At 46.1% G+C, this 16,130-nt stretch carries 11 protein-coding genes and 1 riboswitch; of the genes, 4 read left to right on the top strand and 7 right to left on the bottom strand.

Annotation, left to right across the window (positions count from 1 at the left end; genetic code table 11):
- Positions 1-29: 29 nt before the first annotated feature.
- On the top strand, positions 30-1,955 hold the full coding sequence (locus AACQ75_RS02275; RefSeq protein WP_249339393.1) for a BglG family transcription antiterminator: 1,926 nt from the start codon (positions 30-32) through the stop codon (positions 1,953-1,955).
- 138 nt (positions 1,956-2,093) lie between these two features.
- Here AACQ75_RS02275 and katG read toward each other — a convergent pair whose 3' ends face one another.
- Both katG and AACQ75_RS02265 read right to left on the bottom strand, forming a co-directional pair.
- Positions 2,094-4,268: a catalase/peroxidase HPI gene (katG, locus tag AACQ75_RS02270; protein ID WP_170889407.1), complete on the bottom strand. Its 2,175-nt coding sequence runs from the start codon at positions 4,266-4,268 to the stop codon at positions 2,094-2,096.
- Between the two features lie 304 nt (positions 4,269-4,572).
- A complete protein-coding gene (locus AACQ75_RS02265; protein WP_017046265.1) occupies positions 4,573-4,893 on the bottom strand; it encodes a DOPA 4,5-dioxygenase family protein in 321 nt (106 codons plus the stop codon).
- Between the two features lie 216 nt (positions 4,894-5,109).
- Here AACQ75_RS02265 and AACQ75_RS02260 point away from each other — a divergent pair, with 216 nt between their 5' ends.
- The 3 genes from AACQ75_RS02260 (at position 5,110) to AACQ75_RS02250 (ending at position 8,996) form a co-directional block, all read left to right on the top strand.
- Complete coding sequence (locus tag AACQ75_RS02260) at positions 5,110-5,715, top strand: DedA family protein (RefSeq protein WP_170889406.1); 606 nt, start codon at positions 5,110-5,112, stop codon at positions 5,713-5,715.
- Positions 5,716-5,893: 178 nt separating this feature from the next.
- Positions 5,894-7,153, top strand: a complete 1,260-nt coding sequence (locus AACQ75_RS02255) for a D-amino acid dehydrogenase (protein WP_170889405.1) — start codon at positions 5,894-5,896, stop codon at positions 7,151-7,153.
- A gap of 298 nt (positions 7,154-7,451) precedes the next feature.
- Positions 7,452-8,996 (top strand): alanine/glycine:cation symporter family protein, encoded by a 1,545-nt coding sequence (locus AACQ75_RS02250; protein WP_017043180.1) that lies wholly within the window; start codon positions 7,452-7,454, stop codon positions 8,994-8,996.
- 91 nt (positions 8,997-9,087) lie between these two features.
- On the opposite strand, the gene AACQ75_RS02245 is transcribed toward AACQ75_RS02250, so the two are convergent.
- The 5 genes from AACQ75_RS02245 to guaB all read right to left on the bottom strand — a co-directional run bounded on the left by AACQ75_RS02245 (position 9,088) and on the right by guaB (position 16,061).
- Positions 9,088-9,696: an acetate uptake transporter gene (locus AACQ75_RS02245; RefSeq protein WP_094144566.1), complete on the bottom strand. Its 609-nt coding sequence runs from the start codon at positions 9,694-9,696 to the stop codon at positions 9,088-9,090.
- Positions 9,697-9,875: 179 nt separating this feature from the next.
- Complete coding sequence (locus AACQ75_RS02240; RefSeq protein WP_115339568.1) at positions 9,876-11,564, bottom strand: chitinase; 1,689 nt, start codon at positions 11,562-11,564, stop codon at positions 9,876-9,878.
- A gap of 280 nt (positions 11,565-11,844) precedes the next feature.
- The gene (thiD, locus tag AACQ75_RS02235) at positions 11,845-12,702 is read right to left on the bottom strand and encodes a bifunctional hydroxymethylpyrimidine kinase/phosphomethylpyrimidine kinase (RefSeq protein ID WP_170889404.1); all 858 of its coding nucleotides are present in this window, start codon (positions 12,700-12,702) and stop codon (positions 11,845-11,847) included.
- Between the two features lie 100 nt (positions 12,703-12,802).
- Positions 12,803-12,913, bottom strand: a riboswitch (TPP riboswitch).
- A 49-nt stretch (positions 12,914-12,962) separates the two neighbouring features.
- Positions 12,963-14,516, bottom strand: coding sequence for a glutamine-hydrolyzing GMP synthase (gene guaA / locus AACQ75_RS02230; protein WP_017044245.1), 1,554 nt, complete (start codon positions 14,514-14,516; stop codon positions 12,963-12,965).
- Between the two features lie 81 nt (positions 14,517-14,597).
- Positions 14,598-16,061: an IMP dehydrogenase gene (gene guaB, locus AACQ75_RS02225; RefSeq protein WP_010320392.1), complete on the bottom strand. Its 1,464-nt coding sequence runs from the start codon at positions 16,059-16,061 to the stop codon at positions 14,598-14,600.
- Between the last annotated feature and the right edge of the window lie 69 nt (positions 16,062-16,130).

The following is a 16,130-nucleotide window of genomic DNA, read 5'->3' as shown; positions in this document are numbered from 1 at the left end:
TGCATTTTACCTTTTAGATAGCGCTGTTCATGCTGGAATGGGAATCGATGATGTACAAGCTACCGCACCCTCGCCTAATTCATTTGTTGGATGCTGTATCCGCCTCGCCTTTGACTCAGGACGAACTTGCGCAACGGCTTAATGTTTCGACACGCACCATACGCACCGATGTCGCGCTGCTCAATAATGTGATGGTCAACCATGGCGCGCATCTTCTCCACCAGCGCGGTTCCGGTTACCAACTCAATATTTACAACCCGTCAACTTTCGAGCATTTTTTGTCGAGGGTGCAAAATGCAGAAACGATTCCAAGGACCAGTAAAGAGCGCATCATTCAGATTCAAGTACTGCTATTAACGGCAGAACAAGGCGTAAAAATTGACGAATTGGCCGAGACATGGAATCTAAGCCGCACCGTTATTCAAAATGATATGGCCGATGTACGCAGCCAACTCGCCACGTTTGGTTTATCGATTGAAAGTAAACCTCGTTTGGGCATGCTGATCCAAGGCCCAGAAATGGCAATTCGCTCCCGTTTAACACAGCTTATCTACATCGAACAAAAAGAGACAAAACAAGCTCTGGGCTTTATTAGTACGATTTTCCCTGAAAAATCTCAGCAAATTTTTGCAGCGCGCTTTCGTGAAGTGTTGACCAACCATACACTCTATATCAATGATATTGGGCTGCGTTGGTTAACCCTTTATGCCGCCGTCACACTGCACAGGCTCGCGTGTGGCAAAGAGCTTACCGAATTTTCTAAAAACGATGTTCATGAAACGACGCTACCGATTGCCAAAGCGTTATTTTCTGCGCTACCGATGCTGCTACCCGCCAATAACCATGAAATTGCCGCCTTGGCGATTCACATTCAAGCGAGAATTGCGACGAATCAAGCACTCCTTAGCCAGGGTGTACAGCATGAAGCCGATGCTCTAGTCACTCATATCTTTGATTATATCTATCAAAATTACCCTTACGATGTGCGTGACGATGCGCTATTACGCCGCGATCTCCACAACCACGTCTGCCATATGATCATTCGTGTCAAACATCATGTCGCCACAATTAACCCATTGGCCGAACATATCAAACAGCACTACCCACTCGCTTACAGCATTACCTTATCGGCCATCGCAGACTGGATCAGAGAGACGGGTTACTGCATGACACAGCACGAAATAGGCTATCTTGTAATTCACATTGGTGTGGGGCTTGAACGTAATTACCATTTAGGTCACCGTACACCAAAAGCGCTCCTGTATTGCGACGCCGGTAATGCCGCGACACTTGGGCTAGAAGCGATCATCCGCCGCCAGTATCCGCAATTGGATATGAAAACGGTTTATTCACCTGAACAGTTGATGACCGCTGATGCCACGCAAGCGGACCTCATTATTACCACCATGCCCTTAGCCAATAGAGAGATTCAGAGCTTTGTGGTTGACCCCTTCCCTACCCAACATCAATTGGAAGAACTGGGCAAACAAGTGTTGGTTGATCGCACGCACTCTTATCTTTTGGATAAGTATTTTTCCAAGGCTCAATTTCTCTACCTTGATGACGTCATTGAGCAATCACACCTCTTTGAACAGGTTTGCTCGCATCTTGAATCAACGGAATTGGTAGAGGAAGGATACCGAGCTTCACTGCAAAAGCGAGAGAGTTTGGTTTCAACCATGATGGGTGAATACATTGCTCTACCTCACTCGATTGAGCTCTTTGCTAAACGTTCGATGGTTTACACCGTCGCTGCACCGCGTGGAATTGAATGGGGTAATGGTGAAAAAGCCTATCTGATCTTTTTCCTCGCCTTAAGTAAATGTGATTATGAAGAGGCGATGGGGCTGTATGATCTTTTCCAAGTGCTGATTAATAAAAAATTAGGCAAAAGTCTGTCGCAATGCGAAACCTTCAAGCACTTCAAAACACTGGCGCACTTGGAATTACAATAGAATAACTGATCCCTATAAGTATTTCTTTTAAAAACAATTATCAATTCTTTTATAAATCAAAATTTTAGAGGAAAACCTAGCCACAACAAGGCCCTCGCTAAGAGGGCCTTAATATCAAGATTACTGAGTGGAGAGGGCTTACAACACGTCGAAGCGATCGGCGTTCATGACTTTGGTCCAAGCAGCGACAAAGTCTTTGACGAACTTCTCTTTGTTATCGTCCTGCGCGTAAATTTCAGCGTATGAGCGCAAAATAGAGTTTGAGCCAAACACCAGATCAACACGAGTCGCTGTCCATTTTGTTTTACCGCTCTTACGCTCAACCATATCGTAAGAGTTACGGCCCGTTGGCTTCCAAGTGTAATTCATGTCGGTGAGGTTAACGAAGAAATCGTTAGTCAACGCCCCAACACGATCAGTCAATACGCCGTGTTGGCTGCCGCCGTAGTTTGTACCGATAACCCGCAACCCACCAATCAATACGGTCATTTCTGGAGCAGTCAGGCGCAATAGTTGCGCTTTATCTAACAGCATCTCTTCTGGGTTAACCACGTAATGTTGCTTCTGCCAGTTACGGAAACCATCCGCCAGTGGCTCAAGCACATCAAACGATTCCACATCGGTTTGTTCAAGCGTTGCATCACCACGTCCCGCAGTAAAAGGCACAGTAATATTAACGCCTGCCGCTTTGGCCGCTTGTTCAACACCGACGTTACCCGCCAAAACAATGGTATCGGCGATGCTAATACCCGCATCAGCGGCAATTTTCTCCAGAACAGCCAACACTTTACTGAGTCTTTCTGGCTCATTACCTTGCCAATCTTTTTGAGGAGCCAAGCGAATGCGCGCACCGTTAGCGCCACCACGTTTATCGGAACCACGGAAAGTACGAGCACTATCCCATGCGGTGCTGACCATCTCACTGATGCTTAAGCCGCTGGCCGCTATTTTTGCTTTTACTGCATCCACATCATAATCTTTACGACCTGCGGGGATGGGATCTTGCCAAATGAGATCTTCTGCCGGAACATCAGGGCCAAAGTAACGCGCTTTAGGCCCCATATCACGGTGAGTAAGCTTAAACCAAGCTCGCGCAAACACTTCAGAGAAATACGCTGGGTCTTTGTAGAAACGCTCTGAGATCTTGCGATATTCAGGATCCATCTTCAGCGCCATATCGGCATCGGTCATCATAGGGTTATAACGAATGCTTGGGTCTTCCACATCAACCGGTTTATCTTCCTCTTTGATGTTGATTGGCTCCCACTGCCACGCGCCAGCAGGGCTCTTCGTCAGTTGCCATTCGTAGGTAAACAACAGGTGGAAGAAGCCGTTATCCCACTGGGTTGGGTGCGTAGTCCATGCACCTTCAATACCACTGGTGACGGTATTACGGCCAATGCCGCGGCTGGTGTGGTTATTCCAACCCAAGCCTTGTTCGTGCAAGTCCGCCCCTTCAGGATCTGGCCCTAAGTTCGCAGCGCTACCATTACCATGCGCTTTACCCACCGTATGCCCACCCGCTGTCAGCGCCACGGTTTCTTCATCATTCATTGCCATGCGCTCAAAAGTGACGCGCATGTCATGTGCGGTTTTAAGCGGGTCTGGATTACCGTCAACGCCTTCAGGGTTTACATAAATCAGGCCCATCATCACGGCAGCAAGCGGGTTTTCTAGATCGCGCTGACCGGAATAGCGGCTATTTTCTCCGCCACTTGGCGCTAGCCACTCTTTTTCTGAGCCCCAATAAGTGTCTTTTTCTGGGTGCCAAATATCTTCACGACCAAAAGCGAAACCAAAGGTTTTAAGCCCCATGGATTCATAAGCCATATTACCCGCCAAGATCATCAGATCCGCCCAACTGATTTTGTTGCCGTATTTTTGTTTGATTGGCCACAATAAGCGACGAGCTTTATCTAAATTGGCGTTATCAGGCCACGAGTTAAGCGGAGCAAAACGCTGGTTGCCAGAGCCCGCACCACCGCGACCATCTGCAATTCGGTAAGTACCCGCGGAGTGCCATGCCATGCGGATCATCAAACCGCCGTAATGCCCCCAGTCGGCAGGCCACCACTCTTGGCTATCGGTCATTAGTGCTTTGAGATCTTTTTTCAAGGCATCAACATCCAATGTTTTTAGCGCATCGCGGTAATTAAAATCCGCCCCCATTGGGTTGGTTTTCACGTCGTGCTGGTGAAGAATGTCAAGATTCAGTGCTTTCGGCCACCAATCCATGTTCGATAGTTCAGCAGAGGTTACTCCGCCGTGCATGACAGGGCATTTACCGCCCGAATTCATACCTTTATTCTCCATTGCGTTCTCCTTGCTTCGCATTACTGCGGCTATTTAAGTGTGCTTGATTTATTCTAAAAACACTCAGCACGGTCGATATTGGCTGAACATTCACTGTATTAAATTCAAATGCAACAAAACTTAGAACAACATCATGTATATACAATAACAACGAGAGGTAATGAGCCTGCGGTCACGACTTGTTCGAAAAACCTTTTTCTTCAAAACCTTGCCACGATTATTGTTTCTGCTGCGTTCTGTACAGACTAGACAAGATGAGCATTAAACACTAATTCACTGTGGCTATTAATTTGATAGGCATCCTCTAACGCAATACGGCTAAGTTCACCCCTAAAGTCTCTCCTAACCACAGAACTTGTCCCTCAGAATGGTCATACCTATCGTCTCCAGAAACCGGATGGATTAACACGCTAAGACCTTCCCGATGTTCATCTAGCCACTCAATAAATCCGTGGCTATTGTCAGCAAGGTGTACTTCAAACATCGGCTTTAAGTGCGGGCCAACAAGCCTTGGTACTAAGCCAAACATGGCTTGTACATCATGTCGTTGTTGGGCAATTTTTTGTTGTACGCGTTGTGCTTTCGCTTGCTCTGCGAGATCAAAATAAACATGGGCATGAAACATAAAATAACTCCTCTTGATTTTTAAGCAGTGTACTACGCCAAAAGAGCATAGAAACCACAACAAATTTGCTGATGATTTTCAGCTAATTTGAAGGTACTAACCACAACGTATTCTATTTTAAGAGCCAAGAAATGGGCATTATCACACGATGACGTTGATTCAAACGAAGAACCAGCGTATTAAATAACCTCAAACTTTCGATGGTGGATACCCGCTTTGCAACCTATCAATCAACTGCTCCTCTCAATGCAGCCGTTATTGGAACAGTACGGCTACCTAGCACTGATCATCAGCATCTTTTTCGAAGGGATTGGCATTCCGATGCCCGGCCAATCGCTCATGATTGCCGCGTCCATTTTGTCATCCAATGGCGTAATGAATTTCTCTCTTGTTATGATTGTATCGTGGCTAAGCTGCTTTATTGGTAATAGTTGCGGCTATCTACTCGGCTATTATTTTGAGGGTTGGTTGGATAAAAAAGGCTATATTTCAGGGGCTAAATTTCAAAAACTGCAAAGCGCTATTCAAAAATACGGCCCGATTTGCTTAATCATCAGTCGCTTTGTTGAGGGGATGAAACAATTTATGCCATTAGCCTGCGGAGTGGCGAAAATGCCCATCAGAGTATTTTTACTGGGTAACGTGCTTGCCACCACAGTTTGGGTCGCGGTCTTTGGTTTACTCACCCATTTTGCGTTTGTACATCTTCACCAAATCAGCCACTTTTATTCTGCTTACCGCTATTGGATCTGGGCAATGGCCGCTATCACTTTTATCGTTATGATTTATGCAGTATTGAAACATAGACACACTCAGCGCTGATAGCGACCTGTCTCTGACTTCATTTACCACCCCTTCTGTCATCACCACATAAAAATAAGTGTAGGGGCTAGTGATTGTGTTTCCACTCAATTTGATGTTTGATGTTGCCATTATGTGAACATTTACACCAACTCTGAATGTGCTCAGAGAACACACTAGGGTGATTTAAGGAGACAACATGGACGTGATCGTCTTAGGTAGCGGCGTCATCGGGCTAACCAGCGCATGGTATTTATCACAAGCGGGCCACCGAGTAACGGTGGTGGATCGCCAATCACAAGGTGCAAAAGAGACCAGTTTTGCTAACGCAGGGCAAATATCTTACGGCTACTCTTCCCCTTGGGCTGCACCCGGCATCCCACAAAAAGCATTAAAGTGGCTGTTTGAAGAGCATGCACCGTTGAAAATAAAACCGTCTATCGACCCACAGCTGTTGGCGTGGATGGGTAAAATGCTACTGAACTGCCAACAGGATCGTTACAACATCAATAAAGCCCGAATGCTGGCGATTGCCAATTACAGCCGCGTCTGTTTGGCTGACCTGAATCAGCAGCATAATCTGCAATATCAGGGTCGTCGTCTTGGAACGTTGCAAGTATTTCGCAGTGATAAACAGCTACAAGCAATACAAAAGGACATCAAACTACTCGAGCAAAGTGGGATTCGTTATCAGCTTCTTGATGTCGATGGGTGCATTAAGCAAGAGCCGGGGCTTGCTCTTGTTCGCGATAAATTGCGAGGTGGTTTGTACCTCCCCGATGATGAAACCGGCGACTGTTATCTGTTTTGCCAACAATTAACAGAGCTCGCGAAAAGCCGTGGGGTGCAATTTCTGTTTGATACACAAATAAAAACATTAACCACTGAAGGCAAAAAGATCATCGCTGTCCAAACCGATAAAGGTGAGCTAAAAGCAGACAAATATGTCGTCGCACTCGGCAGTTACTCTACCGCTTTACTGGCGACATTGGGTATCTCCATTCCTGTTTATCCAGTGAAAGGGTACTCACTAACGCTGCCGATTGTCGACGCCGAATTGTCCCCACGTTCAACGGTAATGGACGAAACATATAAAGTGGCCATCACTCGTTTTGAGGATCGAATTCGTGTCGCGGGCACGGCAGAGTTAGCCGGGTTTGATCCTGCCTTGCCTGATGCGCGCAAAGCAACCATTGCAAAAGTCGTGACCGATCTCTTTCCTCAAGGCGGTGATTTAGCACAAGCTAAATTCTGGACAGGCTTTAGACCAATGACGCCTGACGGGACCCCGATTATAGGCTCCACTCCATTTGAAAACCTCTACACCAATACCGGACATGGAACCTTAGGGTGGACGATGGCTTGCGGATCTGGACAGCTTCTTGCCGACATCGTCAGTGAGCAAACTTGTGCTTTACCAATTCATGAGTTGAATCTCTCTCGCTACCTCATCAACTAGTCACAATAGAAAATGCTTATTATTAGCTAAACCTTAGTGGAAAGTTATTATGCATAATGATTCATCCGAGAGGATTTAATTTCCAACCTTTCGGGTGACCAACCCATATGCGCTGAAATTTTAGCCAATTCTAATTAACCCACCTATTATTTAACATTTCATTAGCATTTTGTGTTCCTCATCACGCTAACGATTATTCACAGACAAATAAATTAACATCTAAGTTACAAAAAGATTAATATGTTGCCCACAAAGCAAACACAACACTCACCAAAACTACTAAAACAGGGAAATGCATATGCAGTCATTTGTTGATTTTCTGAATGGAATAATCTGGAGCCCGGCGCTAATTTATTTATGCCTTGGTGCGGGTTTATTCTACTCAATTGTGACCCGATTCGTTCAGGTCCGTCACTTTTTTGAAATGTGGCGACTTCTTCTTTCCGGAAAAAGCTCAACCAAAGGGATATCCTCTTTCCAAGCTTTGGCCGTTTCACTTTCGGGACGCGTCGGTACGGGTAATATTGCAGGCGTAGCCGCAGCAATTGGTTTTGGTGGCCCTGGTGCTATTTTCTGGATGTGGGTAGTGGCCTTTTTTGGTGCCGCGACTGCTTATGCTGAGTCAACTCTGGCACAGATTTATAAAGAAGAAGATGAAGGTGAATTCCGTGGTGGCCCCGCTTATTACATCGAAAAAGCGATGGGACAAAAATGGTATGCATGGATCTTCGCCATTTCCACCATCTTTGCTTGTGGTGTGCTTTTACCTGGCGTGCAATCCAACAGCATTGGTAATGCCGTAGAAGCAGCTTTTGGGGCTGGCCCAATCATTGAAACCACTATCGGTAGCTTCACTTTTGCTAAGATTTTTACTGGTACCGTAGTGTCAATTATTTTAGCTTTCATCATCTTTGGTGGTGTTAAGCGTATCGCTAACTTCACACAGGTCGTGGTGCCATTTATGGCTTTGGCCTATGTCATTACTGCGTTTGTTATCATCCTGCTCAACATCAGTGAAGTACCACGTATTTTTGCCATGATCATTGGTGATGCGTTCACACCAATGGCAGGTATTGGTGCTGCGATTGGTTGGGGGGTAAAACGAGGTGTTTACTCAAACGAAGCAGGCCAAGGTACTGGACCGCACGCTGCGGCTGCCGCGAGTGTTGATCACCCTGCGCAGCAAGGTTTAGTGCAAGCCTTTTCTATCTACATTGATACTTTGCTGGTCTGTTCCGCAACCGCGTTCATGATTCTGATCACTGGTGCTTATAACGTACACGGCGGCGCAGAAGGTGCATTTTTAGTACAGAACATCGCGGCGGATATCAGTGCCAATGGCCCAGTATTTACCCAAATGGCGATTGAGAGCGCACTACCGGGCGTGGGTAAACCTTTTGTTGCGTTTGCTCTGTTCTTCTTCGCCTTTACCACGATTTTGGCATACTACTATATTGCTGAAACGAATATTGCTTACATTCGCCGCACCTTTAAAGTCGATGGCCTGATGTTCCTTCTTAAAGTAGTGATCATCGCAACGGTATTCTACGGCACAGTGAGAACCGCGAACCTTGCTTGGGCAATGGGTGATGTGGGCGTGGGTTTGATGGCGTGGCTAAACATAGTCGGGATTTTGATCATCTTCTTTATGGCTAAACCAGCTATTGCAGCACTCAAAGATTATGAAGAGCAACAAAAACAAGGTGTCGATGAGTATCTTTTCAACCCAGTAAAACTCGGCATTAAGAATGCGACATATTGGGAAGGAAAATATAAACGCAAAACGGGACAAGAACCAACCGTAGAAGAAAGCTCCGTGGGTGTTGAACAACCATCATCCTAACGATTAGCTAAGCTCATCAGCAAAAAGCAATCAAGGTAAACGTAAAAAGGGTTAGCAAACGCTAACCCTTTTTCTTTTTCATCAACCCGTATTAGGCTGCGATTTCTTGTGTCGTCAACTTTTCGACAACAGCGTTTTGCGCTTTCTTTTCACCAATCGGTAAAATAACACGGCCATATTCATTATTCAGAACTTGAGCCATTGCAAAATAAATCGCACTTGCGCCACAGAAGATGCCTTCAAAGCCAGCAATCGTGCCGATAAGTTCGCTACCAGTGAAATCACGCGCAGCTAGTAAAGCAAATAGAATGGTCAGTGAGCCGAATACCACTTGTTTAGCACGTGGGTAGCACAATGAACCGATAAACATGAAACCAGTGAAAATGCCCCACAACGTTAAGTACCAACCCATAAAGTGAGCAGGGCTTGCTGGTAGTCCCATATATGGCATGACAATCAGGCCAACCAATGTGAGCCAAAATAGACCGTAAGAGGTAAACGCTGTGGTACCAAAAGTGTCACCACGTTTGAAACACATGATACCCACGATGACTTGACTTAAACCACCGTAGAAAATACCCATCGCCAAAATCATAGAGTCGATAGGGAAAAAGCCTGCGTTATGGATATTAAGCAGGATAGTCGTCATGCCAAAACCCATTAGGCCTAGCGGCGCTGGATTGGCCAATTTAGTAGACATTCGCGAGTACCTTAAAAAATGTTGATAAAAATTACGCGCGGATTTTAGTGGAGTAGCACACAAAATGGAAAGAACGTTAACGAAAACTAAGATTGTAAATTTAACCACTTGATTGTTCAAAAAGAGAGCAGAGCAACCGAATTCGATCGTGCTGCTCTCCTTTTGCTAAATGTTACTCTCTATTGACAGTTTATTTCATCCCAAAACCAGTTACTTTGCGTGGGTGATTCCCATACTCCGGGGTTATTTTTAGCCATAAAACACTTTCCATTATGCGTAATTTTATCGCCATTTTTTGCAACAGTAACCCCTGCAACCCAGCTTGAAAAATCACTGCTTGGTGGCGTAGGCTCTGGCGTGACGGGCGGTTCTGGCTCGGTGACGACTGGCGGTGGCTCAACAGGGTCAGGTGTTGTGGGCGCGGTTGGTTCACCTGTAATAAGCTTCCAAGGATCACCTTGAGTGGGTTCATTACCTTGTGACCACCACTTAGCTTCATAAGTAGCGCCTTTATAGCTCACCTTATCGCCCGTGTTATATACCTTTGTCGCTTCCCAGCCGACGATGCCATCCACTGGTGGCTCTGGTGGCGTACCGGGATCAATCGCATCCACAACACGCACTTGGGGCCAGCTAGAATGTGAACCATAAAAGTTAGTCACACATTTTTCGTAATCACCAGCAACAAGGGCTGAATACGCGGTTTGGAAACCAACCAATTCACATTCAAACGAGTAGCCACCTGGGCGATCAGAGTAATATTTCCAATTACCATCCCAGTTGGTATACAGCACATCCGTCGCACCGTTCAAATTTAAGCTACCGTAAGGCGTTTGCTGCCAACAGGTATTCTTTTCATCAGACTCAATCGGTATTTGATAATGATCGGCTAGCCCTTCCCAGTAGCGAATACGATTAACCGGTTGACCTTTATCTTTGTTCTGTTCACCGCACTCAATGCCACCATTGATAACGTTAATTGTGGTGCCAAAACCATAGCCAATACCGGCATCGCTTTCACGTTGCGAAGGTGTCCATGTACGGTCAATTACGTGCAACATTGCCGGTTTCGGTGCTTGAGGTGTTAAGAAAAACCAAATCGCTGAGGCTAAATTCAACCAAGAATCCGCTACTAATCCGGGGTTATTGAGCAGTACTTTGGCATCACCATCAAACATCACTTCAGAAAAAGCGCCATAGTTGAAATGGTAAGAGAGCTGCTTCGCGCCACGACCAAAATAACCTTGCCCGGCGGCGCACGGCCAACGAGCATTTTGCCAATCATTTTGGCCACAACCGGTTGTGTAGCCACTTTGCCCTTCAGACCAACCCATTTCACGCACATGAACTAATGCTTGCTGCCATTCTTCAAGCCTATTCGGATTATCAGATACGTTGTCTTTCGCAATGTGACCACCCGTTTCTTGTGAGAAATGGGCAAAAGCCGTCACAATGGATTTTTTACAAATTGCGTCAGAATCTCGGCCATCCGTATATTCGCCACAAAATGCGGGGAATTTGCCAATTGCCCGTAAGAAGCGTGTGTAGGTGTATTCGGGAGCCGCCATTTGAGTTAAGAAATCCCACTCGTACTGTGGAAAGACTCGTTCAACACGCTTGACGTTTTCAGGGTTAGAACTTAACCCCGGTACTATTGCTTCAACAATCGCATTCGAACGCGTTTCTAGTGCTTTCGACCAGATGGCATACATGGGATCCGCTGTTTTGGCTTTTTCTGCCGCTTGTAGCTCTACTTTAGAGACAATATAACCCGCGGAATTTTCAGGGTCAGGTAAGATATTTAACGCGTAACTGTTTGCGGCTAAGACACTGCTAATCAGCACGGCTAGATGCTTTGTTTTCAACATATCAATCCCTTATTTTTTGCTTAGTGGGTACGGTGAAAATAGTATGGATAGCCGAGCCATTGTTGACAGTGAAACTTATTAATTAAATGTCAAAATGCGAGTGGTTTCATCATGATGTAAACCAATTATCGTACGGCGACATCGCCCTTTGAAGGCAAGTCGATAAATATGAAAAAGCCTCAAAAAAGCTTGAGGCTTTTAGAGTTCAATCTATTTTTCATCAGGTTAAGTGAACAACCAATGCCTCAAATTTCTCAAGCATCATCGCACCGGCAATGGCTTAGCGCACATGAGCGTGGCCAGTAAAAAAGTGATGAACTGGGCCGCGACCTTGGCCAACATCCAGTTCATCGGCATAGCCAATAGCTTGCGATATGTACTGCTTAGCCAAATACACGGATTTGTGCAGGTTATTTCCTTGAGCAAGATAAGAAGCGATCGCAGAAGAGAGCGTGCAACCCGTCCCATGGGTATTTTGGGTTGGAAAACGCTTCGCACTGAGCAATTCTGACGAAGATTGCATGATCAAAAGATCATTACTGTTTTCATCTTGTTCTAAATGCCCACCTTTTAGCAACACCGCCTTTGCACCCAACGCTCGTAAATCAGCCACCATACCGCTCATTTCGACTTCAGATTGAGGAACCGGCTTGCCAGTAAGTACTGCTCCCTCAAATAAATTGGGGGTAATAATGTCAGCCAAAGGGATCAACATTTCTTTTAATGTACTGATTGCCGATTGCTCAAGTAATAAATCACCACTGGTCGCCACCATCACGGGATCTATCACAAGGCTCTTGGGTTGGTATTGCTGCATTTTTTGGGCAACGATCTTGATGATACTGGCATCGGCTAGCATGCCAATTTTAACGGCCACGATCTTCAAGTCGCTAAAGACGGCATCTAACTGGCTTTCGATATGATCAAGTGGAATGGGGAAAATGGCGGAGACGCCTTGAGTATTTTGTGAAGTAATGGCGGTAATAACGGAACACGCGAAACTGCCAGTTGCCGATATCGCTTTTATGTCGGCTTGAATGCCTGCCCCTCCACCGCTATCAGACCCTGCGATAGTGAGTACAACAGGTATGTTTAATAGCGTCGTTTCTTGTGTGTGTTTCTGTATTGGTTGTGCCATGGTCGCTCCTATGACAAGACATACAGGAACTGACTTTGACCGTGGTTTGGAAAGTTCGGTAATCGAATTTACAAAGGTTAGCCGTTGTTATTCGGCTCGTGACAAAGTGCTCATAGTTCCCTACGTCAGTATTAACTGAATCAGGTTCGACGGGTCTCGAATTTCGATCTCAGCCGATGCAGAATCTGCATCGGCTCCCCGACTATTTCGCAGCAATCATAACAGGGCACTCACCGAAGGAGTACGCTTTTTTAGAGGAATTATTCCCACTCAATGGTGGCTGGTGGCTTACCTGAAATATCGTAAACCACACGAGAAATACCATTCACTTCATTGATGATACGGTTAGAAACCTTACCTAAGAACTCATAAGGCAGGTGCGCCCAATGTGCTGTCATAAAGTCAATGGTTTCCACAGCGCGTAGCGATACAACCCAATCGTATTTACGCCCATCACCCATAACGCCTACCGAACGAACAGGTAAGAAAACCGTGAAAGCTTGTGACACTTTGTTATACAGATCAGCGGCATGCAGCTCTTCAATGAAAATAGCATCGGCGCGGCGCAGCAAATCACAGTACTCTTTCTTCACTTCGCCCAGCACGCGTACGCCAAGGCCAGGGCCAGGGAACGGATGGCGGTAAAGCATGTTGTAAGGCAGACCAAGCTCTAGGCCAATCTTGCGTACTTCATCTTTGAAAAGCTCACGCAGTGGTTCAACCAATCCCATTTCCATATCATCAGGCAAACCGCCAACGTTATGGTGAGATTTAATCACGTGCGCTTTACCTGTTTTAGAGGCAGCCGATTCAATCACATCTGGGTAAATCGTGCCTTGCGCAAGCCATTTCGCATTTTTCAATTTCTTTGATTCTTCATCGAAGATATCAACAAACACATGGCCGATGATTTTGCGTTTCGCTTCCGGATCAGACTCACCTTGCAGTGCGTTGAGGAAACGATCTTCTGCATTAACATGAATGATGTTTAAACCAAACTTGTTGCCAAACATATCCATTACTTGCTGAGCTTCATTCAGACGCAATAGGCCGTTATCAACGAATACGCAGGTTAATTTATCGCCAATCGCTCGGTGAGCCAGCATCGCCACAACTGACGAATCTACACCACCCGATAGGCCAAGGATCACCTCATCGTCGCCGACTTGCTCTTTAATACGAGCAACCGCATCTTCGATGATAGACTCAGCCGTCCATAGACGCTCACAACCACAAACGTTGAGAACGAAATTCTCAAGCATTTTTAGACCGTTTTTGGTGTGCGTGACTTCTGGGTGAAATTGCACGCCATAATATTTTTTCTCTTCGTTCGCCATTGCCGCATAAGGACAAGTTTCCGTTTGCGCTGTTTTTACAAAATCAGCTGGAATCTGCACCACTTTATCACCGTGGCTCATCCAAACGTCTTGCGTTAGCTCAAGGTCGCTAAACAGGGCCGATTCACCCATTAGCTGTACAGCTGCATAACCAAATTCACGTTCCTCAGAACTGGCCACTTTTCCGCCCAACTGTTCAGCCATGGTTTGCATGCCATAGCAAACACCAAACACAGGGACGCCAGAGTCAAACACATATTGTGGCGCACGCGGAGAGTTGGCTTCAGTCACGCTTTCAGGGCCACCAGAAAGAATAATGCCATCTGGGTTGAATTCACGGATGTCCGCTTCTTCAACATCCCAGCTCCACAGCTCACAATAAACACCGATTTCGCGAACACGGCGGGCAACCAGTTGTGTGTACTGAGAGCCGAAATCTAAGATCAGAATACGTTGGTCATGGATATCTTTAGTCATTTAAGGTCAATCTCAATCATTAATGTAGTGGATGGGGAGCATCGCGCTCCCCATAAGCTTCAAGCTATTCGTGGTTGGTCATTAACCCAAGCGGTAGTTTGGCGCTTCTTTGGTAATTTGAACATCATGCACGTGTGACTCTTTCATACCTGCACCAGAGATACGAACAAACTCGGCTTTAGTGCGCAGATCTTCGATAGTGGCCGAGCCAGTTAAGCCCATGCTTGAGCGTAAACCACCCATTTGTTGATGAACGATCTCTTTTAGACGGCCTCGATAAGCGATACGACCTTCGATCCCTTCAGGTACAAGCTTGTCAGCTGCATTGTCAGATTGGAAATAACGATCAGAAGAGCCTTGAGACATTGCACCCAGCGAACCCATACCGCGGTAAGCTTTATATGAACGGCCTTGGAACAAAATAACTTCACCCGGAGCTTCTTCAGTACCCGCAAACATGGAGCCGACCATCACACAAGATGCACCAGCAGCAATCGCTTTACAAATATCGCCAGAAAAGCGAATACCGCCATCAGCAATCACAGGAATACCGTATTGATCAGCCACTTCAACTGCATCAGAAATCGCCGTAATTTGAGGAACACCAACACCCGTTACAATACGCGTTGTACAGATTGAACCCGGGCCAATACCGACTTTGACCGCGCTTACGCCCGCGTCAATTAGAGCTTTCGCACCGGCACCCGTTGCAACATTGCCGCCGATAATATCGAGATCAGGATAAGCGGCGCGCGTTTCACGAATACGGTTAAGTACACCTTCTGAATGGCCATGAGAAGAGTCAATCAGTAGAACATCCACTCCCGCTTCCACTAATGCTTTTACGCGCTCTTCATTGCCAGCACCGGCACCAACAGCCGCACCAACACGTAAACGCCCTTGTTCATCTTTACAAGCATTCGGTTTGCGTTCTGCTTTATGGAAATCTTTCGCGGTGATCATACCAGTCAGTTTGAATTCATCATTCACTACCAAGACTTTTTCAACACGCGCTTTGTGCATGCGCTCTTGTACATCCTGACGAGATGCGCCCTCTTTAACTGTGGCTAAGCGATCTTTTGGTGTCATGACTGCTTCAACTTTTTTTGTTAAATCAGTAACAAAGCGAATATCGCGGCCGGTGATGATGCCGACAAGCTCATTGTGATCGCTCACCACAGGGAAACCGGCAAAACCATGTTTCTCTGTCAAAGCAATCACATCTTGAATGGTTGCGTCAGGGCGAACTGTTACTGGCGCTGTGACTACACCCGCTTCAAAAATTTTGACAAGACGGACTTGTTCAGCCTGCTCTTCAATGGGCATATTTTTGTGGATAAAACCAATACCACCCTCTTGGGCAAGAGCGATCGCAAGGCGAGCCTCTGTAACTGTATCCATAGAAGCTGAGATCATCGGAATGTTCAGTGCGATATTTTTGGTCAGCTGAGTATGGAGATCGGCTGTGTTTGGGAGAACAGTGGAGTGTGCTGGTACGAGAAGAACATCATCGAATGTCAGCGCTTCTTTGGCAATTCTTAGCATTTGCAATATCTCACAATTAAGAGGAGTGAATAAAAGGTAAATCCAAGTTGTCTCAATTTGCCCCAATAC

Source organism: Vibrio sp. B1-2 (assembly GCF_963888445.1).
In the GTDB taxonomy this organism is placed as follows: domain Bacteria; phylum Pseudomonadota; class Gammaproteobacteria; order Enterobacterales; family Vibrionaceae; genus Vibrio; species Vibrio anguillarum.
Note: the sequence above shows the minus strand (reverse complement) of the source record. Positions and strands in the feature narration are given on the sequence as shown.

What these genes read in the sequence shown, in the direction of transcription:
- AACQ75_RS02245 (WP_094144566.1), bottom strand. Translation starts at nt 9,696, where the DNA reads ATGTCTACTAAATTGGCCAATCCAGCGCCGCTAGGCCTAATGGGTTTT.
- AACQ75_RS02240 (WP_115339568.1), bottom strand. Translation starts at nt 11,564, where the DNA reads ATGTTGAAAACAAAGCATCTAGCCGTGCTGATTAGCAGTGTCTTAGCC.
- AACQ75_RS02255 (WP_170889405.1), top strand. Translation starts at nt 5,894, where the DNA reads ATGGACGTGATCGTCTTAGGTAGCGGCGTCATCGGGCTAACCAGCGCA.
- guaA (WP_017044245.1), bottom strand. Translation starts at nt 14,516, where the DNA reads ATGACTAAAGATATCCATGACCAACGTATTCTGATCTTAGATTTCGGC.
- AACQ75_RS02250 (WP_017043180.1), top strand. Translation starts at nt 7,452, where the DNA reads ATGCAGTCATTTGTTGATTTTCTGAATGGAATAATCTGGAGCCCGGCG.
- AACQ75_RS02275 (WP_249339393.1), top strand. Translation starts at nt 30, where the DNA reads ATGCTGGAATGGGAATCGATGATGTACAAGCTACCGCACCCTCGCCTA.
- thiD (WP_170889404.1), bottom strand. Translation starts at nt 12,702, where the DNA reads ATGGCACAACCAATACAGAAACACACACAAGAAACGACGCTATTAAAC.
- guaB (WP_010320392.1), bottom strand. Translation starts at nt 16,061, where the DNA reads ATGCTAAGAATTGCCAAAGAAGCGCTGACATTCGATGATGTTCTTCTC.
- katG (WP_170889407.1), bottom strand. Translation starts at nt 4,268, where the DNA reads ATGGAGAATAAAGGTATGAATTCGGGCGGTAAATGCCCTGTCATGCAC.
- AACQ75_RS02265 (WP_017046265.1), bottom strand. Translation starts at nt 4,893, where the DNA reads ATGTTTCATGCCCATGTTTATTTTGATCTCGCAGAGCAAGCGAAAGCA.